Annotated in this window: 25 protein-coding genes; 5 read left to right on the top strand and 20 right to left on the bottom strand. The window is 71.1% G+C overall.

Annotated elements, in window-relative coordinates; translation table 11 throughout:
• Window positions 1-119: 119 nt before the first annotated feature.
• From DSC45_RS22855 to DSC45_RS22800, 15 genes are all read right to left on the bottom strand, one after another.
• The gene (locus DSC45_RS22855) at window positions 120-2156 is read right to left on the bottom strand and encodes a non-ribosomal peptide synthetase (RefSeq protein ID WP_119293790.1); all 2037 of its coding nucleotides are present in this window, start codon (window positions 2154-2156) and stop codon (window positions 120-122) included.
• Window positions 2153-3232 carry an HAD-IIIC family phosphatase gene (locus DSC45_RS22850; RefSeq protein ID WP_119293789.1) on the bottom strand — a complete coding sequence of 360 codons (1080 nt, stop codon included), beginning with the start codon at window positions 3230-3232 and terminating at the stop codon, window positions 2153-2155. Before DSC45_RS22850 ends, DSC45_RS22855 begins: the two co-directional genes overlap by 4 nt.
• A complete protein-coding gene (locus tag DSC45_RS22845) occupies window positions 3229-4422 on the bottom strand; it encodes an acyl-CoA dehydrogenase family protein (RefSeq protein WP_119293788.1) in 1194 nt (397 codons plus the stop codon). Before DSC45_RS22845 ends, DSC45_RS22850 begins: the two co-directional genes overlap by 4 nt.
• Window positions 4406-4735, bottom strand: coding sequence for an acyl carrier protein (locus tag DSC45_RS22840; protein WP_240434785.1), 330 nt, complete (start codon window positions 4733-4735; stop codon window positions 4406-4408). The genes DSC45_RS22845 and DSC45_RS22840 overlap by 17 nt, the downstream gene beginning before the upstream one ends.
• The gene (locus DSC45_RS22835; protein ID WP_240434784.1) at window positions 4732-5802 is read right to left on the bottom strand and encodes a 3-oxoacyl-ACP synthase; all 1071 of its coding nucleotides are present in this window, start codon (window positions 5800-5802) and stop codon (window positions 4732-4734) included. The genes DSC45_RS22840 and DSC45_RS22835 overlap by 4 nt, the downstream gene beginning before the upstream one ends.
• Before the next feature lie 214 nt (window positions 5803-6016).
• On the bottom strand, window positions 6017-6190 hold the full coding sequence (locus DSC45_RS35830; RefSeq protein ID WP_162929311.1) for a hypothetical protein: 174 nt from the start codon (window positions 6188-6190) through the stop codon (window positions 6017-6019).
• A gap of 106 nt (window positions 6191-6296) precedes the next feature.
• Window positions 6297-7763, bottom strand: a complete 1467-nt coding sequence (locus DSC45_RS22830) for a phytoene desaturase family protein (RefSeq protein WP_119293787.1) — start codon at window positions 7761-7763, stop codon at window positions 6297-6299.
• Window positions 7760-9514, bottom strand: coding sequence for an ABC transporter ATP-binding protein (locus tag DSC45_RS22825; protein ID WP_119293786.1), 1755 nt, complete (start codon window positions 9512-9514; stop codon window positions 7760-7762). The genes DSC45_RS22830 and DSC45_RS22825 overlap by 4 nt, the downstream gene beginning before the upstream one ends.
• Before the next feature lie 73 nt (window positions 9515-9587).
• Complete coding sequence (locus DSC45_RS22820; protein ID WP_162929310.1) at window positions 9588-9758, bottom strand: hypothetical protein; 171 nt, start codon at window positions 9756-9758, stop codon at window positions 9588-9590.
• Window positions 9759-9763: 5 nt separating this feature from the next.
• Window positions 9764-10483 carry a class I SAM-dependent methyltransferase gene (locus tag DSC45_RS35825; protein WP_162929309.1) on the bottom strand — a complete coding sequence of 240 codons (720 nt, stop codon included), beginning with the start codon at window positions 10481-10483 and terminating at the stop codon, window positions 9764-9766.
• Window positions 10480-11040 (bottom strand): hypothetical protein, encoded by a 561-nt coding sequence (locus DSC45_RS35820; RefSeq protein WP_162929308.1) that lies wholly within the window; start codon window positions 11038-11040, stop codon window positions 10480-10482. The genes DSC45_RS35825 and DSC45_RS35820 overlap by 4 nt, the downstream gene beginning before the upstream one ends.
• Window positions 11037-12092 (bottom strand): alpha/beta fold hydrolase, encoded by a 1056-nt coding sequence (locus DSC45_RS35815; RefSeq protein ID WP_162929307.1) that lies wholly within the window; start codon window positions 12090-12092, stop codon window positions 11037-11039. Before DSC45_RS35815 ends, DSC45_RS35820 begins: the two co-directional genes overlap by 4 nt.
• Entirely contained in the window at window positions 12089-12889 is an 801-nt protein-coding gene (locus DSC45_RS35810) for a hypothetical protein (protein WP_162929306.1), read from the bottom strand. Before DSC45_RS35810 ends, DSC45_RS35815 begins: the two co-directional genes overlap by 4 nt.
• A gap of 69 nt (window positions 12890-12958) precedes the next feature.
• Window positions 12959-13141, bottom strand: coding sequence for a hypothetical protein (locus tag DSC45_RS22805; protein ID WP_119293784.1), 183 nt, complete (start codon window positions 13139-13141; stop codon window positions 12959-12961).
• Between the two features lie 208 nt (window positions 13142-13349).
• Window positions 13350-13550 carry a hypothetical protein gene (locus DSC45_RS22800; RefSeq protein WP_119293783.1) on the bottom strand — a complete coding sequence of 67 codons (201 nt, stop codon included), beginning with the start codon at window positions 13548-13550 and terminating at the stop codon, window positions 13350-13352.
• Window positions 13551-14689: 1139 nt separating this feature from the next.
• Between DSC45_RS22800 and DSC45_RS22795 the strand changes: the two genes are divergently transcribed.
• Complete coding sequence (locus tag DSC45_RS22795) at window positions 14690-15712, top strand: ABC transporter ATP-binding protein (protein WP_119293782.1); 1023 nt, start codon at window positions 14690-14692, stop codon at window positions 15710-15712.
• Window positions 15709-16476, top strand: coding sequence for an ABC transporter permease (locus DSC45_RS22790; RefSeq protein ID WP_119293781.1), 768 nt, complete (start codon window positions 15709-15711; stop codon window positions 16474-16476). The genes DSC45_RS22795 and DSC45_RS22790 overlap by 4 nt, the downstream gene beginning before the upstream one ends.
• Window positions 16477-16543: 67 nt before the next feature.
• Here DSC45_RS22790 and DSC45_RS22785 read toward each other — a convergent pair whose 3' ends face one another.
• Entirely contained in the window at window positions 16544-17797 is a 1254-nt protein-coding gene (locus tag DSC45_RS22785) for a helix-turn-helix domain-containing protein (RefSeq protein WP_119293780.1), read from the bottom strand.
• Between the two features lie 101 nt (window positions 17798-17898).
• Here DSC45_RS22785 and DSC45_RS22780 point away from each other — a divergent pair, with 101 nt between their 5' ends.
• On the top strand, window positions 17899-18291 hold the full coding sequence (locus DSC45_RS22780; protein WP_346426672.1) for a hypothetical protein: 393 nt from the start codon (window positions 17899-17901) through the stop codon (window positions 18289-18291).
• Window positions 18292-18354: 63 nt separating this feature from the next.
• Window positions 18355-18834 (top strand): GNAT family N-acetyltransferase, encoded by a 480-nt coding sequence (locus DSC45_RS22775; RefSeq protein WP_119293779.1) that lies wholly within the window; start codon window positions 18355-18357, stop codon window positions 18832-18834.
• 58 nt (window positions 18835-18892) lie between these two features.
• Here DSC45_RS22775 and DSC45_RS22770 read toward each other — a convergent pair whose 3' ends face one another.
• The gene (locus DSC45_RS22770) at window positions 18893-19897 is read right to left on the bottom strand and encodes a zinc-binding dehydrogenase (protein ID WP_119293778.1); all 1005 of its coding nucleotides are present in this window, start codon (window positions 19895-19897) and stop codon (window positions 18893-18895) included.
• A gap of 78 nt (window positions 19898-19975) precedes the next feature.
• Window positions 19976-21187 (bottom strand): FAD-dependent oxidoreductase, encoded by a 1212-nt coding sequence (locus DSC45_RS22765; RefSeq protein ID WP_119293777.1) that lies wholly within the window; start codon window positions 21185-21187, stop codon window positions 19976-19978.
• A 384-nt stretch (window positions 21188-21571) separates the two neighbouring features.
• Here DSC45_RS22765 and DSC45_RS22760 point away from each other — a divergent pair, with 384 nt between their 5' ends.
• Complete coding sequence (locus DSC45_RS22760; protein ID WP_240434783.1) at window positions 21572-22219, top strand: pentapeptide repeat-containing protein; 648 nt, start codon at window positions 21572-21574, stop codon at window positions 22217-22219.
• Window positions 22220-22240: 21 nt separating this feature from the next.
• Here DSC45_RS22760 and DSC45_RS22755 read toward each other — a convergent pair whose 3' ends face one another.
• Both DSC45_RS22755 and DSC45_RS22750 read right to left on the bottom strand, forming a co-directional pair.
• Window positions 22241-22738: a hypothetical protein gene (locus DSC45_RS22755; RefSeq protein ID WP_119293775.1), complete on the bottom strand. Its 498-nt coding sequence runs from the start codon at window positions 22736-22738 to the stop codon at window positions 22241-22243.
• 141 nt (window positions 22739-22879) lie between these two features.
• Window positions 22880-23485, bottom strand: a complete 606-nt coding sequence (locus DSC45_RS22750) for a response regulator (RefSeq protein WP_119293940.1) — start codon at window positions 23483-23485, stop codon at window positions 22880-22882.
• Between the last annotated feature and the right edge of the window lie 73 nt (window positions 23486-23558).

Raw genomic sequence — 23558 nt, 5'->3', positions numbered from 1 at the left:
CGTCTCCGTGCATGAGGTACCCCGTTCTCGGTGTGCTCGGGTGGTGTGGGTGCTCGGTGATGTGTCCGCCGGGGCGGTCGTGCCCGGCGCCGTGGCCCCCGGACGCGGGAGCCGCGCGGTCAGAGCTCGTAGACGTCCTGCGGGCCTGCGGCCATCGCCTCGCTGACGCGGGGCGCGGCGGCGCGGTCCGCCGGGACGGCTCCGGCGGTGGTGCGCTCACTCTCGGCGCGGGTGGCGGACCGCCCCCCTACGCCGGGCCCGGGCCCGGCGTCCGCCTGGGACCCGGCCTCCGTGCGCGACCGAACGTCCGGCGCGGCCAGCCGCTCCGCGATCGTCGACGCCTGGTCGGAGATGGTGATCAGGTCGAACAGTTCACCGACCCGCAGCACTCCGGGCCAGCGCTCTTCGAGGTGCTGGTGCAGGGTGATGATGCGCAGCGAACTACCGCCCACCGCGAAGAAGTTGTCGTCGGGACCGGAGTCCGGGTGCTGCAGCACCCGGGCCCAGATCCCGGCCACCGCGAGCAGCACTCCGGCCGCCGTCTCCCGCGGCCGTGCGGCGTCGCCCGCGGCGGCCTGCCGGTCCACGGCGAGCCGCAGGAGCGCGGGACGGTCCGCCTTGCTGCTGGTGTTGAGCGGGATCCGGTCCACCGGCACGAAGGCCGACGGCACCGCCGGCTCCACCAGCCGGCCGCGGCAGTGCCGGCGCAGCTCCGCCGCGTCGGGCACCGGCAGGTCCGGTGCGGCAGGCAGGACGAACGCGGTCAGCCGCGGCTGACCGGTCCCCTCCGTCAGGTGGTGGACCACGACGGCCTGCCCGAGACCGGGATGGCTCTCGAGCACGGTCTCGACCTCGCCGATCTCGATGCGCGAGCCACGGATCTTGACCTGGTCGTCCGACCGCCCGTGGAAGTGGACGACACCCTCCTCGTCGACGGACGCGATGTCACCGGTCCGGTACAGGCGGGATCCGGCCACCCCGTACGGGTCGGCGACGAAGCGCTCGGCGGTCAGGGCCGGTTGGCTCGCGTACCCGAGCGCCACGAACGGGCCGCCGATGTACAGATCGCCCCGTGCCCCGGGCGGCGCCGGCTGCAGCCGCTCGTCCAGCACCCGGATCCGGATGTTCGGCCAGGGGCGCCCGATCGGGACGTGATCGAGGGTGGGGTCCGGATCGGGCTGTGCGGTGGCGGTGATGGTGGCTTCGGTGGGGCCGTACTCGTTGACCAGCTGGGCGCCCGGCAGACGGTCGAGGTGGGTGGCGACCAGCTCGGGTGTGCACACCTCGCCCGCGACGATCACGCACCGCAGGCTGGACGGCAGCAGGCCGCGCTCCTCGAGGAGCGCCCGGTAGTAGGACGGCACGGCGACGAGGTGGGTCGCCCCGTTCTCCCGTGCGAGCCGCCCGAAGTCCGGTACCCGCAGCAGCTCCTGGACGTCCGGCAGAAGCAGCGTGTGGCCGCGGGTGAGCGCTCCGAAGATGCCGATGAGGACACCGTCGAAGGACAGCCGCATCGCCATCAGGAACACCGAGGGCTCGTCGTCGAAGGCCGCGCAGCGGTCGGCGACGGACACCGCGATCGAGTCGCGGCTGACCATCACGCCCTTGGGGGTCCCGGTGGAGCCGGAGGTGTAGATCACGTATGCCGTGGTGGGGCCCGGAACCGATGCGCCGGTGGGTCCGCCGGCGCCGGCGCCGAGGGCGATGAGCTTCGGCAACTCGAGGTCTGCGGTGCGCAGTTGGTGGGGCGGTGCGGCGTCCGAGGCGAGGTCGGGCAGTTCGTCGTCGGTGAGTACGGCGACGCAGTGGGTGTCCCGGCACAGGGCTTCGAGGCGGGTGCGCGGCAGCTGCGGTTCCAGGACGCACCAGGCGGCGCCGGTGCGCAGGGTCGCCAGCATGGTGACCACGGCCAGGGCGCACGGGTCGAGGCGTACGCAGACGACCTTGCCGGGGCCGGCGCCGCGGGTCTGAAGGATTCCGGCCAACCCGGCGGAGGCGTCGGCCAGTTCGCGGTACGTCAGCCGCTGACCGCCGACGATCAGGGCGGTGGTGTCGGGGACGCGCTCGACCTGCTCCAGGAACGCGGCCAGGACGTGGGGTGCGGCGCCGACGGTCACGGTGCTCAGGGGTGCCTGCTCGGGCGATGGGGTGGTCACGTCGGACGCTCCGTGGTGGTGACGACGCGGGTGTGGCCGGGCGGGTCCGGGAGCTGCGCGTCCGGGTCCAGGGCGAGCACCAGGGGCTCCTGCTCCGCGCCGCCGGTGCCGGAGGCGTCCGTGACCGGCCGGAAGCCCGCGAACCGCAGCGTGACCAGCATGCTCCGGTTGACCTCGGTCGGCACGAAGTGCGCGACCGGGCGGCGGCCGTCGGCCAGCGCCTCCTGGACGAGCTGATGCAGCAGTACGCCGCCGGTTCCGCGGGACACCACCCGGCAGGACATCAGCATCAGGCGCAGTACCGAGTCCTTGCCGTCCAGTTCGGACAGTGCGAGGCCGATGATGCCGTAGTCGCCGAACCGGTCGCGCAGGCGGGCGACCTGCACCCGGTGGTCGGGCGAGCGGCTGAGCCGGCGGAGCTCGTCGATGTCGTAGGTGAGGCCCGTGCTGTTCAACTGATGGGTGCGGACGGTCAGTTCACTGGCTCTGGCCAGGTCGTCCTCGGTCGCAGGGAGCAGGGTCATGACCAGTTCGAGGGAGTCGAGGAAGGCCTGCCGGCTCGCCGGGAACTCCTCCTCGGCCTGCTGCCGCCGCCATTCCGCCCGGTACAGGTCGCGGCGCCCCCTGGCCTCGGGGGTGATGTGCTCGGGCGTGAACTCGGTGAGCTCGGGCAGCCGGTGGGCCTCTTTAGCCGGGTAGCAGCGCACCATCGGCAGTTCGCCGGCGACCTGGGCGCGTTCCACCGGGTCGTTGTCGATGAACGCGATGGTGTCGAGGCCGATGTTGAGGGTCTCGGCGATCCGTCGTACCGACTCCGACTTGGCGCCCCAGCCGATCCGCACGGCGCAGAACCAGTCGGCGAGGCCGTGTTCGTCGAGGTGCCGGCCGGTGACGGAGTGCTCGCCGCGGCTGGCGGCGGCGTGCAGGATGCCTCGCCGGTCCAGGGTCCGCAGGGTGGCCACGGCGCCGGGGAACGGCTCGGGGGAGTCGCCCTCGAGGACCACTCCGTCCCACAGGGTGTCGTCCAGGTCCCACACCAGGCACTTGACGGTCGGAGCGTTCGCGGCGCCCGTCACGACGACTGCCCCGTGACTCGTGCCGTGTCCGCGGCCGGTGCGGTGAAGCGGCGCAACAGCCGCTCGGCTATGTGCAGTTCGGACACTTGCTGAGCTCCTTCGATGATCTCCATGACCTTGGCGTCCCGGAAGTGGCGCCCTGCCCTGCTGTCGGGGTCGATCCCGGCCGACCCGAGGACCTGTACGGCGTCCCGGCTCGCCGACGCGGCCGCTGCGGCGGCGGCGTACTTGGCGACGAGGGTCTGCGACACCCCGCGTCCGGGCCCGGGGGCCCTGGCCGCGGCGGCGCTGCGGGCGAGTTCGCGCGCACCGGCGGCGGCGACCGCAGAGGTCGCGAGGAGCGACCGCACCAACTGGTGGTCGCCCAGGACGACTTCGCCCTGGCGCCGGCGTGCGGCATGTGTGGCGGCGTCCTCGACGCAGGCCTCGGCCATCCCGACGCAGCCCCAGGCGACGGTGAACCGCCCGTGGTCGAGCGCGGTGCCCGCGACGTGCGAGAGTCCGGCTCCGGCGGGCGCCACCAGGTGGCTGCGCGGCACCCGTACGCCGTCCAGTGTCAGATGGGCGATGTGTGCGGCCCGCATGCCGAGCTGGCCGTGCACCTCTTCGCGGGTGATGCCGGGCCGGTCGCTCTCCACCAGTACCGCGGACGGTCTGCCGCCGGTGGTGCCGAGGACCAGGAGCAGGCCGGCGTCCGCGCCGAAGGTGACCCAGCGTTTGCGTCCGTCGACCGTGACCAGTCCGTCGTCCGCCGGTTCGATCCGGGTCTCCACCGAGCCGAGCGCGCTGCCCGCGTCCGCCTCGGTCGCGGCGAAGGCGGCGGTCAGTTCGCCGGCGGCCAACTGCGGTAGCCAGGTCGCCCGTTGTTCGGGGGTGCCCCAGCGGGCCAGGGCGGCCGCCACCATGCCCTGCACGGTGAACAGCCCGCGCAGCGCACTGCACACGCCGCCGAGTGCCGCGGCGATCTCACCGACCGCCGGCGGGCCGATACCGGTGCCGCCGTAGGCGGGCGGCAGGTCGGGCGCGAGGAGACCGGCCGCGGCCAGCTGCTTGCGTACGTGCCCGGGTAAGGCGCCGTCCCGGTCCCAGCCGGCGGCCGCGGTGCGCGACTCGTGCGCCAACTCCTGTGCTGCTGAGACCAGTTCGGTGCCCGCGGCGCCGTCGGTCGCCTCGTCAGACCGCGTCGGCATGAGCTTCTCCCGTGCCGGGTCCGGCCTTGCTGAGCACGAAGTCCGTGACGCGGCGTGCGGTGCGGAAGCTGTCCAGGTTCAGGTCCTCGACCTCGACCGTCAGGCCGAAGGTGTCCTCGACGAAGGTCACCAGCTCCAGCGAGAACAGCGAGTTCGCGAGGCCTTGGGCGAAGTAGTCGTCGTCGGGCCCGACGCTGACGCGCAGCGACGCGGTCAGGAATCCGGTGATCCGTTCGGTGATCAGCTCGGGGTCCGGCAGGGCGCCGGCGGTGCCGGTTCCGGTGCTGCCGAGGTCTGGGGTGGTTCCGTTCACGACACGTCCTCCAGTGCTGCGGTCTGCCGGTCCCCGTCCGGGTCCGTCTCGACCAGCAGCAGACTCCAGGCGGCGACGGGGCTCACATTGATCAGTACGGCGCGGCCGCCCGGCGGGAGTTGTCCCTGTGCGAGGGCGGAGTAGAGGTTCAGGAAGACGTCGTTGGGGCCGAGGTGCCCGTACCGCCGGAGGTTGTCCCGGCAGACCGGCAGCAGGTCGACGTCCAGGACGTCCTGGGTGAAGGTGAAGCTGCCGGTGGACAGGTTCTGGCTGACGTATCCGTCGATGTCCGTCCGGGCGAGGCCGTTGCGGTCGAGGAGCTCGTCGAGCAGCTTCGTCAGACGGCTGCGGGTCTCCATCGCCAGGCGGAAGGAGTAGACGCCGGGGTCCGTGCAGGTCTCGCGCCACTGGGAGGTGGGCCGGTCGCGGTAGTCGACGTGGAAGAGGTCCCAGTACCGGCCGTTGGTCCGCTGGACGATGTCGGTGACCCGTACCGGTGCCTCGCGGGTGACGAGGAGGGCCTGTCCGCCGTCGCCGTTCACCGTGACGGGATGGCGGTAGCGGACCGCTGCGGCCGGCTTGCTGCCGTGCACGATCAGGATCCGGTTCATGTCCGGGTCGGAGGCCAGGAGTCCACGCGCGGCGAGCAGGGCCGGCGTCACGGAGACGCAGCCGAGGCCGCCGACCGAGAACACGGTGGCGTCGTCGGCGCCGAGCCGTTCCTGGAGCAGGGTCGTCTCCGAGCTGAGGAGCGTCTCGGTGGCACGCGACTCGATCATGATCAGCGCGTCCAGGTCACGGGCCGCCAGGCCCGCCCGGTCGAGAGCCCGGCGGGCGGCCCGCTCCGCCAGGTCCACCGCGCTCGCGGCGTCGTCGGCGCGCACCGTGTCGATGCCGAGCCCGTCCCGGGTGGTCCGTTCGCTCTCGTCACGCGTACGCACCCGGTCGACCGGGAGCACACGCTCCGGCAGGTACCAGGCCGTGCTGCGGATCCCGAGCGCGGTGCGGCGGCCGGGAACGGGGGAGTCGGCCGGTGCGGAGCGCGGCCCGGCGGCTTGATCGGTCACTCGTCCCTGCCTTCTCACCGGCGCGACAGAGCGCCCTGTGCCGGTAGTCGTCGTCGCCGAGGCACCACGTGCCGTCGTCGGGTGGAGTGCTGGGAGGGGATGCCGGAGCCGTACGGAGGGGGAGATCCACGGTCGTTGCCGACCGCTGCCGCACGGCTCCGGTCACCTCACCGCGCGCCGGGGGACGGGAGGGCCGCCGACGCGCTCAGGCCCGTCAGGCCTTCGCGCGGTCCTGCGCGTCGACCTGCTGCCTGAGACCGACCAGCGCGCTCAGCGCTTGGCTGTAGAGCGCGATGGAGTCCTTGTTGTAGTTGTTGACGGCCGTCTTGAGTTCCTTGAACGTGGTCGCGAGAACCTCGTCGAGTTCGTTGCTGTCGATGCTGGCCACGATGTGCTCCTTCCGCTGTGCTGCAGTGCACCGCCCGGTGGAATTCCGGGCGGCTGCTGGTCGGCGGACATTCCGCCGACCAGAGTCTTGGTCGCCCGTAACGGGCTCATGCCTTGCTGGTGGATCTTTCGGGCGCGAGTAAGGGCGGGGTGAGCCCGTGCCGCGCACGCAGCGCCGAACAGGCCGCCAGATAGCCGGACATGCCGTGCACGCTGGGGCCCGGCGGTGTGGACGCCGAACAGAGATAGACCCCGGGCAGCGGCGTGCGGTACGGGTTCCAGCGCGGCACGGGCCGCAGCAGCGACTGCCGCACCGTCATGGCCCCCGCGCCGATGTCACCGCCCACGTAGTTGGGGTTGTACGTCTCCAACTCGGCTGCCGGGATGGCCCGTTGGGCGACGATGGTGTCCGTGAAGCCGGGTGCGTACCGCTCGATCTGCCGCCGGATCATGTCCAGCGGATCGCGGGTGTCGCCGGCCGGCACGTGCGCGTACGCCCACACCGGCCGTTTGCCGTCGGCCGTGGCGCGAGCCGGGTCGGTCACGGCCGGGTCCACGAGAAGCACGAACGGGCGGTCGGAGGCGACGCCGCGGGCGTTCGCGGTCTCGGTGCGGCGCATCTCGTCCTGGGTGCCGCCGAGATGGACGGTTCCGGCCTCACCGACCACCGGGTTGGTCCACGGGATCGGGGCGTTCACCAGGAAGTCGGCCTTGGCCGCGCCCGGCCCGTACCGGAAGCGTCCGAGGGCACGCCGGTAGCCGGCGGGCAGCCGGTCGCCGCCCAGGGCGAGCAGCCCCTTGGCGCTGGTGTCGCAGAACACCAGCGGCACGCCGTCCAGTTCCGCCAGCGAGTCGATCCGGCTGCCGGTGTGCAGGACGCCGCCGTGCGCCCGGATGTCGTCGGCCATCGCCTCGGCGATCCGGGCACTGCCGCCTTGCGGCAGCGGCCAGCCGGTGGAGTGCGCCAGATGCCCGAGCAGCAGGCCCACCGCGGCGGACGCGAGCGAGGGCAGCTTGCCGACCCCGTGCGCGGCCACGCCCGTGAGCAGCGCCGCGGCCTCCTCGGTGACCAGCGGGGACCTGCCGCCCGCGTACGCGAGGACGCGGGGCGCGAGCCGCAGGGCGGCCACCGGGTCGGGCGGCAGCGCCCGCTGCCCGGACAGGATCAGGTCGACGACTCCCGAACTGTGCTCGACCAGCGGAGCTATCAGGCGCAGCCAGCGCTGCTCGTCGCGGCCGAGTCCCGCCGCGGTGCGCGCGAGATCGGTGTACGCGGCGGCGGCGCGGCCCCCGGGCAGCGGGTGGGCGTACGCGACGGGCGGCTGCAGCAGCCGCACGCCGCGCGCGGACAGGTCGAACTCCCGGAAGAACGCGGAGGCCGCGGCCATCGGATGCACGGCGGCGCAGATGTCGTGCACGACGTCGGAGTCGAAGAGCGCCCGGGTCCGCAGACCTCCGCCGATGGTGTCGGCCTGCTCGTGGAGCTCCACCCGCAGCCCCGCCCTGGCCAGCGTGACGGCGGCGGCGAGTCCGTTCGGCCCGGTGCCGACGACCGCGGCGTCCGGCCGGCTCATCCCGGCACCTCGGCGGGTGCGGAGACCATCGAGGCGGACAGCTGGTGCGTGGCGAGACGGTGGTAGGTCTCGTCCGACGCCATCAGATAGTCGTGGTCGCCCCAGGCCCGGATGCTGCCGTTCTCCAGAACGATGATCATGTCCGCGTCCCTGACGGTGGAGATGCGGTGCGCGATCGTCAGGACCTGGCAGCTCCTGCCGATGGTGGTGATCGCCTGGCGCAGCGCCGCCTCGGAGTCCGAGTCGAGGTGCGAGGTCGCCTCGTCGAGCAGCAGCACCTCGGGCTGGGTGAGCAGGGCGCGGGCGATCGCGAGCCGCTGCCGCTGCCCGCCGGAGAGTCCGACGCCGCCCTCGCCCAGCTCGGTGTCCAGACCGTGCGGGAGGCCGGCGACGACATCGCTGAGGTGTGCCATCTGCAGCGCCGTCGCGATGCGTTCGTAGGACGCGTCGGGACTGGCGTACGTCAGGTTCTCCCGGAGCGTGCCGCGCAGCAGCGGGCTGTCCTGCTCCACCAGGCCGATCCTGGCCCGGAGTTGTTCGAGCGGCCAGTGCGTGGTCGGCCGGCCGGCGACGCGTACGACGCCCTGGTCCGGCGTGTAGAAGCGCTCGATCAGCTGGAAGAGCGTGGTCTTGCCCGCACCGGACGGCCCGACGATCGCGGTCACGCCGGTGGCCGGCAGACCGAACGACACCTCGTTGAGCGCCGGTCCGGCCTCCGGCGAGTAGCCGAACGTCACCTGGTTGAACTCCACGGCCGCGCCCGGGTATCCGTCACCCACGTACATCGCCCGCGCCGCCGCCGTGTCCGCGGGGTCGTTCTCCTGACCGATCTCGGCCAGCTCCTTCACCCGGTCGATCGCCGCCCTGCCCTGCTGCAGTTCGCCGAGCGACATGAAGAGCATCACCAGCGGCGACACCAGATAGAAGAGGTACATGATGAACGCCGTCAGATCCTCGACCGGAAGGTCACCCGTGGCCGTACGGGCCATGCCCCAGGCGATCACCACGGCGAGGGAGACCTGGGTACCCACGTTCATCGAGGGCATCAGCATCGCGGAGATCTTGGTGACCTTGATGCCGCTCGCGCAGGCGTCCTTGGCGACGACGTGCACCAGCTCCGCCTCGCGGTCCTCGGCGCGCGACGCCTTGACCGTGGTCAGCGAGCTCAGGATGCGGGCCAGTGCCGAACCGAAGTTGGAGGTGTCCTCCCGGTTCGTCACGGCGGCCGCGCGCACCGCGCGGGCCAGCATCAGCGCGCCGGTCGACGCGACACCGAGGCAGACGAACGTGATGAGCAGCAGCCGCCAGTCGATCCACGCCATCGCCACGACGCAGCCGACCACCATGAAGCTCGACGTCACCAGCTGCGCCACCGACGAGGACAGCGCGATCCGGGCGAGCGAGGTGTCCGCCACGGTGCGGGTGAACACGTCACCGTGCTCGAGCCGGTGGAACTCCTGGACCTTCGAGTGCAGCAGCCGGCCGGTGAGCGTGGTGCGCATGTCCAGGACGATGTTCTCGCCCGCGCGGCCGATCAGATAGAAGTGCGTCGCGCCCAGGAACGCGTCGGCGACGAACAGCCCGGCGATGAGCGCGATCGGCCACACCAGCGACTCGTCGAGCGCGACGGCCTCGATGAGTTCGCCGATCAGCAGGGGCTGGGCGAGTGTGGTGGCGGTCCCGACCAGGCCCAGGGCGATGCCTACGCCGAGCAGCACTCGGTGCCGGGACACGATGGCGCGAATGTTCATTCCGTCCTCGATTTGACCTGGTCGGGCCGACGGGGTCGGCGGGTCTGCGTCGGATCAGCGGGCAACGACCTCGCTAGGCGTGCCCCCACAGCAGCGCGTTGGCCACTCCGATGGCTGCCGCCGTGCCCAGGCTGCGGGCCAGTACGTGCCGGGTGATCCGGCCCTCCCCCTTGAACGCCGCGAGCAGCAGGGGCAGCGAGAGCAGGAAGACGCCGAGGAACCAGGCGATTCGGCTGTCGGTCATCATCGTCACGGCCTCTGTGCGGTGAACCAGTCGTAGGGCATGCCCTGACCGCTCAGGAAGCGGACCTCGGTGAACCCGGCCTCGGCCAGGCACTTCTCGACGTCCTCGACGGGCAGCAGCAGCACGCTCTCGTCGAACTCGACCTGCCGGCCGGGTTCGGAGGCGAGCCTCGTGCCCATGGTGAGCACCTCGGTGGCCTCGTCGAGGCGCACCGTGAACTCGACCTCGCGGCCCTCCGGATCGGCCGCGGAGAACTGCCCGGCCGCCGCGAGGTTCAGGTAGATGTCGCGGGCGTAGTACTCGAGCCAGAGCGGGGATCCCGGCCGCAGTCGCTCCGCGATGTGCTCGAGGGCGGTCACCAGCTCCGCCCGGCTGCCGACGCAGGCCAGCGAACCCATCGTCGAGTACGCGACGTCGAAGCTGCGGTCGGTGGCGAAGGGGGAGCGGAAGTCGGCCTGGAGGAAGGTGACATGGTCGGCGCCGAGGTTCTTGCTCCGCAGCACGGCGAGCATGTCGGGCGAGTTGTCGATGCCGGTGAACGAGCGGGTCAACGGGGCGACCGGACCGGCGATCCGCCCGGTCCCCACACCGACCTCGAGCACGTCCTTGCCGGTGACGACCGGCCGCAGGATCTCCACCGTGCTCTCGGTGGGCATCGCGGCGCCGATCATCGTGTCGTAGACCGAGGCGACCTCTGGTCCGTACTGCACACCTTGGGTACTCATGCGGGCTCTTCCACCTGTTGGTACTCGAACACCATGTCGTATTTGGGGTCTTCGCTGTGGTCGTAGCCCGGGTAGCGGACCAGCATGACCTGGAACAGCGGGTAGTCGGGGTCGGGAGTGATGCGCGAGCGCACGAAGTGCGAGATCAGGTCGTACGCGGCCTGCTTGGCCTCGATCGTCAGCGGGTTCATGGACGCCGCGTTCGACATCAGGGTCGAGGCGACGTCGAAGATCGCCTTGTCCTCCCGCCGGCCGGGGAACCAGAACGCGTGGATGGTCTTGCGCGGCGGGATCTCGTTGACCGCCCGCCACGGCGTGTGCTCCGTGCGGTCCTCGTTGGCCAGGCGGTAGAGGAAGTGCTGGTCGTCCATCGCCGGAACGGGCGCGAAGAAGCGCCAGTTGGGGATCAGGATGCCGGTGCCGGTCTTGTCGAGCGACCGCAGCTTGTCGTAGCCGCGGTCCGGGTGCTGGGAGAGCACCGTGGTGACGAACCAGCCCGCGAACAGCGCGGGTACGGCGACGCCGAGGACGTTGCGGCCGGTCTTGGCGAGACTCATCGGGCCTGCACCTCCGGAGTTCTGTCGGTGCCGGTGCCGGTGCCGACGGCGGACTCGGCCCACACGGTGACCTGTTCCTGCACGGCGGCGGCGGTGAGCGGGGCATGCTCGACCCCGCCGGTGATCGACAGGTGCGCCGATCCGGGAATCGTGCGGCAGCTGCCGCCGCCGGCGCCGGAGGCGACGTACTCGTCGTACAGCTTCTGCTGCTCGGGCAGGTCGAGCACGGTCTTCTCGGCGGCGATCACCGAGACCGGGACGGACAGGCGGGCCAGCGGCCGGCCGCCGTCGAGCATCAGCCGGTACGAGTAGCCCCACTCGCGCTTGGACGCGACCCAGCCGGCGTGACTCGACGCCTCGCGGCGCAACTGCCGGTAGTACGGGCTGCCTTCGCAGTACTCGAAGAGCGGCCCCTTCTCCACCAGGAGTCCGCCGCCGAACAGGGCGGTGACCGGTCCGAGCTTCATGGCGGCGTTGGTGCCCCGTGCGCCCTCGCGCTGACTCTGGGAGACCACCAGTTCCTGGGGATGCGTCGGGTCGATGAGGACGATGCCGTCGATCGCCCGGCGCCCGCCGTCCTTCTCCTCGGTCGCTGCCCGTTCCGCGGCCCGGTGGGCGAGATAACCGCCCAGGGAGTGCCCGACGACGTAGGTCGGCCCGCCGTCCGTGCCGCGGGCGATGATGTCGAGGAGGTCGCCGACGGACTCGGCGAGGTTGTACTCGACGTTGCAGCGCCGCAGCGACTTCCGGTATCCGGCGCGGTCGTAGACCACCACGGAGATCGCCGGATCCAGGTGCTCGCACAGCAGCAGCCAGGCCACCGAGGTGTGCATCAGGCCGGACTCGAAGACCACCGTGGGGCCGCCGGGCAGGCCGTCGCGCCGGTAGTACGTGATGATGTTGCCGGACGAGCAGGTGTGACGGTGCTGCTCGAAGCCCGGCGGGCGGTAGAACTGCGACGTGAGTGACGAATAGATCTGGTGGGTCACCCCGGCGACGGCCGTCGCCGCCAGCGCGGCTCCGGTGATCTTCGGGAACGTGAACGCCCTCATGCGTCCCCTCCCTTGGCCAGCGCGCGCACCGACGGATAGGTCGCGATGAAGGCCCAGGCGAACCGGGACAGTCCCATGAACCGCGCGTTCGCGAGGTGGAAGCCGGCCATGGCGATCAGGCCGAGGTCGAGGTACTTCCCCTTCTTGAGCAGCAGCAGGGGGAATCCGCATTCCATGGCGAGCACCAGGTGGCACAGCGCGCGGGAGGCCGCCGGGTACTCGGACAGCAGCTCGAAGAGCCACTTGTCGCCGTACGTCTCGGTGCGCATGATCTTCACCAGCGCGTCGCCGTTCTGCCAGGGCTGGCCGGGCAGCTTGGCCCAGCCGGAGGCGCCGTACGACAGGACGATCTGCGCGCCGATGAACTGGACCGCGGCCTTGCGTGTGGCGTCGGTGCCGCCGGCGCGGCCGAGGGCGGCGGAAGTCTGGACGAGGAAGGAGACCTGGTCGGACCCGTCGGTGCCGAAGAAGTGGCGCGGGTAGAGCAGGATCTGAGTGGCCGCCAGGTACGCGTCGCACGCCATGCGCACGTTGTTGTTGCGCGTGGGGGAGATGACGACGGCGGCGGCGACGGCGCGTGAGGCGTGCAGGGTCTGGGTCACGGACTCCTTGGCGGCCCAGTCCTTGAGCTTGGTGATGACCTTGTACTTGCTGGGGACCTGTGAGCGCAGGTACGTCCAGTCGTTGAGGCCGCCCGGCTCCCGATCGACCTTGCGCGCCATGTATTCGAGGCTGGAGAGCAGATGAGTGGCTGCGCTCAGCCGCTCGGCGGTGCCGAGCGGCTGGGCACATGCCAACTCAACGGATCTGCGGATGCGAGACCACATTGATTTTGTTGGCCCTAACTGTGCGAGTGACGCCCGGTGTTACTTCTTGACCGCGGCGCCGACAGCGGCACCGCCGGCGGCGGCGGCGACCAGCGCGCCCGAGACCTTGGCGCCGGCGACAGCACCGGCGACGAAGGCGGCGGGGGTGGCCATGACCGGCGCGATGCTCTGCTCGGTCATCTCGCCCTCTCCGGCGTTGATCCTCTCCAGCATGATCGACATTGCATGTTCCCTTCTGTACTGATAAAGCGGACGTGACCGCCTTGGGTGGCGGGCGCTTCATCCGCCCGCCACCCAGGGGGGTCTTGTAGCTCCAGGAGCACCCACGGGCTGTTCCGGGGCGCACTCCGGAGTTCTGCTCGCGCAGCCCGTACGGCAATGTCGCCCGGCCCGGTGCTGATGCCTGGGCCGGAGCGCGCGGGAGTCAGGTTTAGTTGACGACCGCGCGGTAGGCGCCGTACGCGGCACCGCCGACGGCGCCGGCGCCGACAACGGCGCCCGCGGCCTTGGCGATGACCGGGGTCGCGATCAGGGCCGGGGTGGCCATGACCGGGACGTTGTACGCCACAGGGCCGTCAGCGGTGAGCTCGCCGGCGAGCGCCTCGTTCTCGTTGACCTTCTCAAGAAGCATGAACTTCTCCGTTTCTGCTTTGCCGGGTGCCGATTGACACGCGGTCGCACCTGTCGCGTTCAATTCGACAGATGTGAACGCGCGTCAATGGGACGCAAGAATGCAAGGAAAGAGATAACGGGAATACAAGGGTGTGTGAGCTTTCCTGGGCGGCGGAAAACCGTCGTACCGCCGGCTGCTCAATTCCACAGACACCGACCCCCGTCGTCGCACTGGTGTTTCTGTGCTGCCTTGCAGGATTGAGAACGTAGTCACCAAGGATTGGCAATTTCAAGGTAAAGCGGGTGTGATGTAGGTCACATTCAGGAATCCATCGACTATTTGAGGTTTCCCTGAGGTTTCCCTGGGTTCGGTTCGGAGCGTCGCCCTCCGTTTGTGCTGCATTCTGCACACGGATTATTCGTGCGATGGACTTTTATGGCGTGGTCATGCCACTGGATGTGGTGCCGGGATGCGGTGGCACCCGCGCTGGCGGCGGAACGTATATGCAGGTGAGGGGTGTGTGCCTGCCCGTCGGGGGCGCGGACGAGTGGTGGCCGGCGACTCGGGGCTGAGTGGAGAGTTTTCGGTGTATCGGGGAGTCTGTCCGCTTCTCTCGCGCTCTCGCTCTCATGTGCCGTATAGCCGGACATGTTTTCTGTGTGAATTGTGTGAGTGCGCCCCGGGGAAAATTTACGTGTAGGACCCAACGAGCGTGGGTCTGATTCATGGTCCTGGTGCATCCGCGGCCGAATCGGCACCCGGGTACCGCCTTTACCTTCCCGGGTACCGAGGGCGGCGGTACTCCGGGTACCGATTCACGGAAAAGAGGTTGCATTCCAGGGGTGTAATGCAGGCCCGGGCTGTGCAACTATCCCTGTGGAGTCGCAAGTCGAGTACTGGCGGACGACCTGTACCGGGGCCATTTATCCGGTACGCGTACGGAACTCTGCGTCGCCCTCGAAAGTTGACCGTCGAGAGGGCGGGGCCGACTCGCGAGTGCGGCGGTCACCGGTGCCGGTCGACCTCGGTATCGCACGCCCGTATCGCACACAGGGATTTCGCCGCGCGAGACGTTACGCATGCCGAAACGGCGGCGGCCCCACCTGACCAGTGGTGTACGCCGGGGAGTGGGTGCCGCTCCCGGGGAAAGGAGAGACATGCCCGGCAAGGCCGCGCAAGGCAGCCACCTGCACGTGGAGGGCGTGTGGCGCCGCTACGGCAGGGGCAAGGACGCCTTCGACGCCGTACGCGGTGTCAGCTTCACCGTCCAGCCAGGCGAACTGTTCGCCCTGCTCGGCACCAATGGTGCGGGCAAGACCTCGACCGTCGAGCTCCTCGAAGGACTGGCGGCACCGCGCGAGGGAACCATCCGCCTCTTCGGCGACCTGGACCCCGTCAAGGACCGGGAGCGGATCCGCAGCCGGACCGGGGTGATGCTCCAAGAGGGCGGATTCATCAGCCAGTTGACGGTCGCCGAGTCCGTCCAGATGTGGGCCGACCTCAGCACCCGGCCCCGTCCGGTCGACGACGCGCTGGAGTTGACCGGCCTCGCGCACCGCGCCGACGTCATGGTCAAGAACCTCTCGGGAGGCGAGAAGCGCCGCCTCGACCTGGCCACCGCCACCCTGACCACTCCCGAGATCCTCTTCCTCGACGAGCCCACCGCCGGCATGGACGCCGAAGGCCGCCACGCCACCTGGAAGTTGATCGGCGGGCTGCGCGAGGCCGGCACCACGATCCTGCTGACCACGCACTACCTGGAAGAGGCTCAGGAGCTGGCCGACCACCTGGCGATCATGCACCGCGGCCGGATCGCCGCGTCCGGCACGGTCGAGCAGATCGTCGCCGACCACCCCGCCACGCTCGCCTTCGGACTGCCCGAACCCTGGACGGCGTCCGACCTGCCACCCCTCGTCGGGCAGGTGTCGACGGAACGCGGTACGACGACGGTCACCACCGACGACCTGCAGACCGACGCCGCGGCCGTCCTCGCCTGGGCCGGGGGCGCCGGACTGCGACTGGCCCGCTTCACCGCCCGCCCCGCCTCCCTCGAGGAGGCCTTCATCTCCATCGCGGGCGGCGCGAGCGCCGATGAGGACGACGACGCCGCCGTGGATACGACCGGCCAGGCCCAGGACGCCATGGCCACCGCCGGCGCGAACACGGGGAGGACGGCATGAACACCAAGCACCTGGTGACGCTGTACCGCATCGAGTGGAAGCTGTTCAACCGCGTCAAGACGAACTACTTCTTCGTCCTCTTCATGCCGATCGTCATGGTGGTCGGCCTCAAGTTCGTACAGGACCTCATCAAGTCGCAGCTGGACGAGGTGACCGCGGGGTTCGACCTCGGCCCGATGATGATCGCCACGGTCACCGGCCTGTTCCTCATCTACTCGCTCTACACCGCGATCGTCGGCCTCTACGTCGCCCGTCGCGAAGAACTCGTGATGAAGCGGCTGCGGACCGGCGAGGTCTCGGACGTCTCGATCCTGGCCGGCGGCGCCTCGGTGTACGTCACGGTCACCCTGGTGCAGATCGTGGTCGTCACCGCCATCGTCTCCGTGATGACCGGCGCCGCGCCGGTCGCACCCCATCTGGCGCTGATCGGACTGCTGGCCGGGATCCTGCTGATGCTCGCCATGGGCGCGGCGACGGCGGCGCTCTGCCGCACGGTGGAGAGCGCGGGCATCCTTCCGATGCCGGTCATGTTCATCCTGCCGATGGTCACCGGCATCTACTTCCCGCTCGATTTCCTGCCCGACGGCCTGCAGACGGTCCTGGAGTACCTCCCGCTGACCGGCGTCATCGACCTCGTCAGGTCGGGCTGGACCGGCGACGTGGGAGCGGCCGACGCACTGGCGAAGCTGGTCGTCACACTGGTGTGGACGGCCCTGTTCGCCCGACTCGCGATGAAGAAGTTCCGGTGGGAGCCGCGGATTTGAGGTTGGCGGGACCGACAGGGCTCTGCCAGTGAGGGGGCGCCCACACCTTGCGGTGGGGCGGCCTCTCTCAATCCAACTCGGTCAGTGCGTCACCCAGTGGACGACCTTCGCCGGCGCCTGACCGCATCAAGACCGCGGCCGTCGTGTGCAGTTCGTCCCAGGCGTGCGGACGGCCCACGGCCGAGGCGTCCGGTGCGACCGACAGAGCTACGGAGAGGGACTGTTCGGGATCGCCGGCACCGGCCAGAGCGTGTGCGAGGCACGCGCCGTACCAAGCCCTGTCGCGGCGGTAGTTGGACGGCAACGAGGCGAGGCCGAGCGAGATGTCGTGCGCAGCCGCCTGCCAGTCCCGGAAGTGCAACGCGGCCATGCCCCGCTGCAGCGTGAACCACGTCTCGTCGTAGAAGTACATCCAGGGAGGCTCGTCCTCCGGGTGCTCGGCAGCACGGCCGATCAGCACCTGCGCCTCGTCGAATCGGCGCCTCGCCTGATCCCCGTCCCCGGCGAGCGCATGGCCGCGTGCCTCCATCTGGGCCGCCATGCCCCGCACCCCCAGGGATGCCCCCGGGGCCGACCATCGCGCAGCCTCGGCCAGGCGCACGCAGCGCTCCCCGCTGCCGCCCGACCAGGCCAGGTGGGCCTTCATGCTCAGCGTCGTGGCCGCCATGTTCACGTCCCCGGCCTCCATGGCCCACTCGTGGGAACGGTCGTACCAGCCGAGTGCGCCGGCTGTTCGCCCCTGGTCCTGGGACATCCAGGCCAGAAACTGCGCGTGTTCGGCGGCGAGACGGATCACGCGGCCGGTCAACGGACCGCGCGCGCCTCCGTACAGGTCGACGACCGTTTGAAGTTGCCGGCCCATGACGTCCATCAGTGGCCTGGAGCCGATGAAGTCCTCCGCGCGTCGGTGCTCCGCCAGCAGACGGTCCAGCCAGTCCAGTGTGGCCGCGTCCACCGGCCGCCCGCCTCGGGTCGCCGTCGTGACGCGTGACAGCAGGTCTCCGTCCGGGATCGCAACCGGAGTGGAGAGTCCCGGCACCGGGCACGGGTCCGGAGGTGGTGCCTCGCTCAACAAGCCAGGGGGCACGCCGAGTCCGGCGACGATCCGCTGCCGTACCTCGACCGAGGTGACCCGTCGTCTGCCCCGCTCGATATCGGACACGTCGGACTGGGCGAGCCCGACCAGCTCGCCGAGCTTCGTCTGGCTCGTGCCTGACAGACGGCGGTACGCCCGGAACACGTCGCCCCACGCCTGTTCGGTGACGGCGGTGACGAGTCGTGGGTGCGACCAGAGGTTCGCATCCGTGGCAAAGTCCCCCATGGTTCCAATATAGGGCGGTCCTATAGGTAGTTGGGATGGGTTTGCGCTGCTGGTCCAGGCAAGGTCATGTGCACTTGACCCACCGACGGAAGCAGGCAGACGTGTCGCACCCCAGCGCGGAATCCGTGAACGGTCCCTGCTTCTCGTACGGTTCGGCGCCTCGGCTGTTGCCCTGGGCCGGCTTCGGAGGGAAGCCGGCGTATCTCGTCACCGACAGCCGTGTTCCCGGCGCTCTCTCCCGGCTCGCCGATACCGTCGAGTCCGTCCAACTCGGCATGGGCGCCGATCTCGTAGGGCACGCGGAGGCCCTGCTCGACGACCCCGAGGCCGCACGCGGCGAGCTGCGCTTCCTCTCGGCCAGGCTGACCGAGTCGCTGCGGGAGGTCCTGCGCGTGGCCGAGAGCCGCGGCGCCCGCCTCGCGGCGGCGGCGTACGGCGGTACCACGTCCTGCGACGCACGGGAACCGGACGACGAGCGCCGCCCGGGCGCGTGAACGTATCGGCGGAGTGGGCGGGCGGGTGGCGGGGCGCGGTGGCCGCCTGCATAGCCTTCTCGCATGATCCGTGCCGCGCGCCCCGCCGACGTCCCCGAGATTCTCGCCATGATTCGTGAACTGGCCGCCTACGAGAAAGCGTCGGACGAGGTCAGGGCCACGCCCGCCCAGCTGACCGAGGCGCTCTTCGGCGAGCGGCCGGCCGCGTACGCGCACATCGCCGAGGACGACCGGACCGGCGAGACCGTCGGCTTCGCCCTGTGGTTCCTCACCTTCTCGACCTGGCGCGGAGTGCACGGCATCTACCTGGAGGACCTCTACGTGCGGCCCGAGCGGCGCGGCGGAGGCCACGGGAAGGCGCTGCTCGCCGAGCTCGCCGGGATCTGTACGGAGCGCGGCTATCAGCGCCTCGAGTGGTCCGTACTGAAGTGGCTCGCCCCGTCGATCGCCTTCTACGAGTCCCTCGGAGCCCGGCCGCAGGACGAGTGGCAGGTGTACCGGCTGACGGACGAGGCACTGGTGTCACTGGCAACCGCCAAGTAGCAGTGCCGGTCCGTCTGTTCGGGCGCTGAGCGCGGCGCCTCGGTCGCCCGGTCACGGTTCAGGGCTCCAGGACCACCTTGCCGATCGTGCCGCGGTTCTCCAGGGCGCGGTGTGCGGTGGCGGCCTCGGAGAGGGGGTAGCGCTGGACGGCGGGGTGCAGGACGCCTTCGGCTGCTCGGTTCAGAGCGGCGACTTCGAGGGTACGGATGGGGTTGTCGCCGCCCGCCTTCGCCATCATCGGCGGGCCGAGCACCTCCACCTGTGTGATCTTGCGGCGGTCGCGCTCGTCCTGCGTGAGCAGCGGGGCTTCGCCGCTGCTCAGGCCCTGGCCCGACCAACCGAAGATCACGTGCTCGCCGCCCGGTCCGAGCAGATCGAGGGCGGCGTACGTGACGTCGCCGCCGACTCCGTCGAAGAGGACGGTGGCGTGCCGTTCGCCGAGGAAGGCGCGTACCTCGTCCGGCCAGTCGGGCCGCGTGTAGTCGACGGCCAGATCGGCGCCCCCGGCGTTCACCACGGCCACCTTCTCGGGACCGCCCGCGAGCCCGACGACGGTGGCGCCGGCGTGCTTCGCGTACTGCACGAGCAGCGTGCCGATACCGCCGGCCGCGGCGGGTACCAGGACGACCGAGTGCGCGGTGAGGTCGCTGAACTGCACGATCCCCATCGCCGTACGCCCCGTGCCGATCAGCGCGACGGCCTCCGCCGCGTCCAGCGACCCGGGGATCTCGTGCAGCCGGGTCGCGTCGGTGACGGCGAGTTCGGCGTAGCCGCCGGGGTTGAAGCCGATGTGGGCGACGACGCGGAGCCCGAGCCAGGCCGGATCGGTGCCCTCGCCGAGCGACTCGACGGTGCCCGCGACCTCGCGTCCGGGGATCGTGGGCAGCGGCGTCGGCTCCGGCGCGGGGCCCTGCATGCCTTCGCGCAGAGCGGCGTCGAGCAGGTGCACGCCGGCGGCCTCGACGGCGATGCGTACCTGCCCGGGGCCCGGTGACGGGTCCCCGACCTGTTCGTGGCGCAGGTTCTCGGCCGGCCCGTACGAGTGGAGACGGATGGCGTACACGATGGCTCCTCGGAGAGGTGGGCGGGCCCGGGCGGCCTGCCGTCACCACCGAGCCTCATACCTCAAGTGGACTTGAGGTCAAGGGGTTCTCGGGTCGAGGTACGGAAGCGGCTGCCGCGGTGCGGGCCGGCTCGTCCTCACCTCGCGTGTCGCCGCGGCCAGGGCCAGTTCGGCCGCCTGCAGGGCGCTGGTGAAGGAGACCTCGGACAGCACGCCCGGGGCCGCGACCTGGTCTCCGGCGAGGTAGACGCCGTCTCCGCGGTCGATGGCCGGGCGGTCGCGCCAGGTCGTTCCCGGCGGGTCGACCGCGCCGGTGCGGCCGGCGGCGAGTGCGTCACGGCGCCAGGTGGTGCGCTCGCGCCAGCCGGGGAAGCCCAGGTCGAGGAGGGTCTCGGCGCGACGGATCCCGTCCGCCTTGGTCGCGTCGGGTGCGACCGGGATCTGGCCCTGGAGCAGCTGCTCGCCGGCCGGTGCGAGGGTGCGGTCGCCGGCGCTGAAGCGTTCGATCCAGCCCGGTGCGTCCAGGTCGGAGACGGCGAAGGCGTCTCCGCCGCGCGTCTGCAGCGCCAGATCCAGGAGCGCGGTGCGGCCGCTGGTCCAGCGCAGCGTGTCGTCGTCCAGGAGGCGGCGGGCGGACTCCAGGTGGGTGGCCACGACGACCGGTCCGTCCTGCGGGAGCCGGTCGACCCGCGCCGACGTCTCCACCTGCACACCGAGCGTCCAGGCACGGTCCGCGATGCGCTCAAGGAACGAACTCCAGCCCCCGCGCGGGTAGTGCGCCTCCGGCGGCAGCTTGGTGGTCCGGCGCAGCCGCTCCTGTACGAAGGCCGCGGACAACGACCCCGGATCGTGGTGGAACACGGCGACCGCCACGTAGTGCGCCGCCGCCCTGGCCCCGTCCTCTCCGACCAGTGCGGACGCCCAGCTGTGGAAATCCTGGTCGACGGGCGCGGGGTGGGATCTGTGCCGCAGCAGCCGCAGCATCGCGAACGGAGGTGTGCGCCGCAGTCTGCCGCCGTGGTGCAGGCGCAGCCGGGCGCCCTCGAGCGGCGGGATCGGCGCCAGCGGGCCGATCAGGTCGCGCTTCCTCAGCCAGGCCCAGTGCGGACCGCCGTTGTACAGGGCGTGCGGACCCTCGTTGGTGCGGTACGGGCCCGACTGTGTGGTGCGGCCGCGGCCGCCGAGGGTGTGGTGGCTCTCGTAGAGGGTGACCCGGGCGCCTGCTTCGGCTGCCGTGACGGCCGCCGTGAGCCCGGCGAAACCGCCGCCGATGACGGTGATGCGGTGCATTCTGCGCTCCTCGCGGGTCGCTCGATGGCGTACGGAGATGTGACGGGCCGGGGGTGCGGGGATGTGACACGGGGTGGGGTGCGGGCTCCCGGTGGTGGGCTTGTGGCGGCGGGCCGTGGATCGTCGGGGGGCGGTGTCGGTGTCGGTGCGGTGTGCGGTCTGCGGTGTCGGCGGTGGGTCGAAGCGGTGGTCGGCGGCCGGGGCGGACCCGCGCCCAGCAGGTCCGCAAGCCGCACGGCAGGCCGCACTGTCAGTGGTGTCGTCGAGGATGGGTGCATGGTGACGCGAGGGCAGGCGGGAAGCGGGGAGACGGGGCGGCGCCGAGGTGGCGGCGCGGCGTCCGGGGGACGTTCAGGGGGATCCGGAGGAGCTGCGGGCAGGACGGTGCGGCGGGCGCGGCGGCCGGAGTTGAGGCTTCCGCCGTTGTCTCGACACGAGGGCGGGCTCGAGCCGGACGGGGACTACGACGGACGGGAGTTCGCCGGGACGGACCTCGCGGGAGCGCACGGCCCCGGGGCCCGCTTCCTGGACTGCGTACTGGAGGGCTGTTCGCTCGACGAGGCGGATCTGGGCCATGCGCGCCTGATCGACTCCAGGCTGTCCGGCGTCCGCGGGGTCGGCACCGATCTGTCGGGCGCCGCGCTGCGGGACGTGGAGGTCATCGACGCGCGCCTGGGCGGCGTCCAGCTGCACGGGGCGGTGCTCGAACGGGTGGTGATCCGCGGCGGGAAGATCGACTATCTCAACCTGCGCGCGGCCAAGTTGAAGGACGTCGTCTTCGAGGGCTGTGTGCTCTCCGAACCGGATTTCGGCGGCGCGAGCCTGGAGCGCGTCGAGTTCCCGGACTGCACGATCGCCGGAGCCGATCTCTCCGGCGTCCGGCTCAGTGACGTCGATCTGCGGTACGCGGCGCGGATCGACATCGTGCGCGGGGTGGAGAGGCTGGCCGGGGCGGTGGTGACGCCCACCCAACTGATGGACCTGGCACCGGCGTTCGCGGCGCAGTTGGGGGTGCGGGTGGAGGCGGGGTGAGCCGGTGGCGCCGACCGCGGGTCAGGCGCGGGGGAAGCGGGCCTTGAGGGTCCACAGGGCGGGGTTGTCCCCGAGGTCGTCGTGCAGGTCGGTCAGGTCGTCGACCAGGTCGTGCAGGAAGTCCCGGGCCTCGCGCCGTAGTTCGGAGTGGGCGAAGGCGAGCGGCGCCTCGTCGGCGGGCATCCAGTCCGCCTCGATGTCGACCCAGCCGAAGCGCCGGGTGAACAGCATCCGGTCCGCCGACTCGGTGAAGTCGAGTTCGGCGTGCTGCGGACGGGAGGCGCGGCTGCCGAGCGGATCACGGTCGAGCCGCTCGACGATGTCGCACAGCGCCCAGGCGAAGTCGAGCACCGGAACCCATCCCCAGGCTGTGGACAGTTCCTGGTCCGCCTTCGTGTCGGCCAGATACACGTCCCCGCAGAACAGGTCGTGCCGCAGCGCCCGTACGTCCGCCTGCCGGTAGTCGGTCTGCGGGGGGTCGGGGAAGCGGTTGGAGAGGGCGTAGCCGATGTCGAGCACGTCAGCGATGGTCCCACGGTGGGCGCGGGCTCCCGACTCGTGCGGGGAGCGCGGCGATCAGGACAGTGGGACGTCAGGACGGCGGACGTACGTCGGGACGGTGGACGTAGGTCAGGACGGCGGGCGTCAGGACGACGGACGTCAGGACAGCAGGCGCTGTTCCTTCGCCACGGCGACCGCGCCGGCGCGGGTGTCGACGCCGAGCTTGTCGTAGATACGGCCGAGATGGGTCTTCACGGTGGCCTCGCTGATGAACAGGGCGCGGGCGATGTCACGGTTGCCGAGGCCCTGGGCGAGCTGGGCGAGGATGTCCAGCTCGCGGTCGGTGAGCGACGGCCGGGGGCTGCGCATCCGCGCCATCACGCGGCTGGCGACCGGCGGCGAGAGCGTGGTGCGGCCCTCGGCGGCCGCGTGGATCGCGGCGAACAGCTCCTCCGGCCGCTCCGCCTTCAACAGATACCCGGTCGCCCCGGCCTCGATTGCCCGGGTGATGTCGGCGTCCGTGTCGTAGGTGGTGAGCACCAGGACGTGCACGCCGGTGCCGGCGATCTCGCGGGTGGCCTCGACGCCGTCGATGCCCGGGCCGAGCTGGAGGTCCATGAGCACCACGTCGGGGTTGAGCTTCGCCGCCAGGGCCACCGCCTCCTCGCCCGTCCCGGCCTCGCCGACCACCTCGATGCCGGGGGCGCTGCCGAGCAGGGCGAGCAGCCCGGCCCGTACGACCACGTGGTCGTCGCAGAGCAGCAGGCGTACGCGGGCGGGCGCGCCGCCGGGGGTGCCGGCCGGCGCGGGGGCCGGGGTGGAGTCCGCGGGGGAGTCC

The sequence above is a fragment of the Streptomyces sp. YIM 130001 genome (assembly GCF_003574445.1).
Lineage (GTDB): Bacteria > Actinomycetota > Actinomycetes > Streptomycetales > Streptomycetaceae > Streptomyces.
This window is presented reverse-complemented; position numbering and strand designations above follow the sequence as displayed.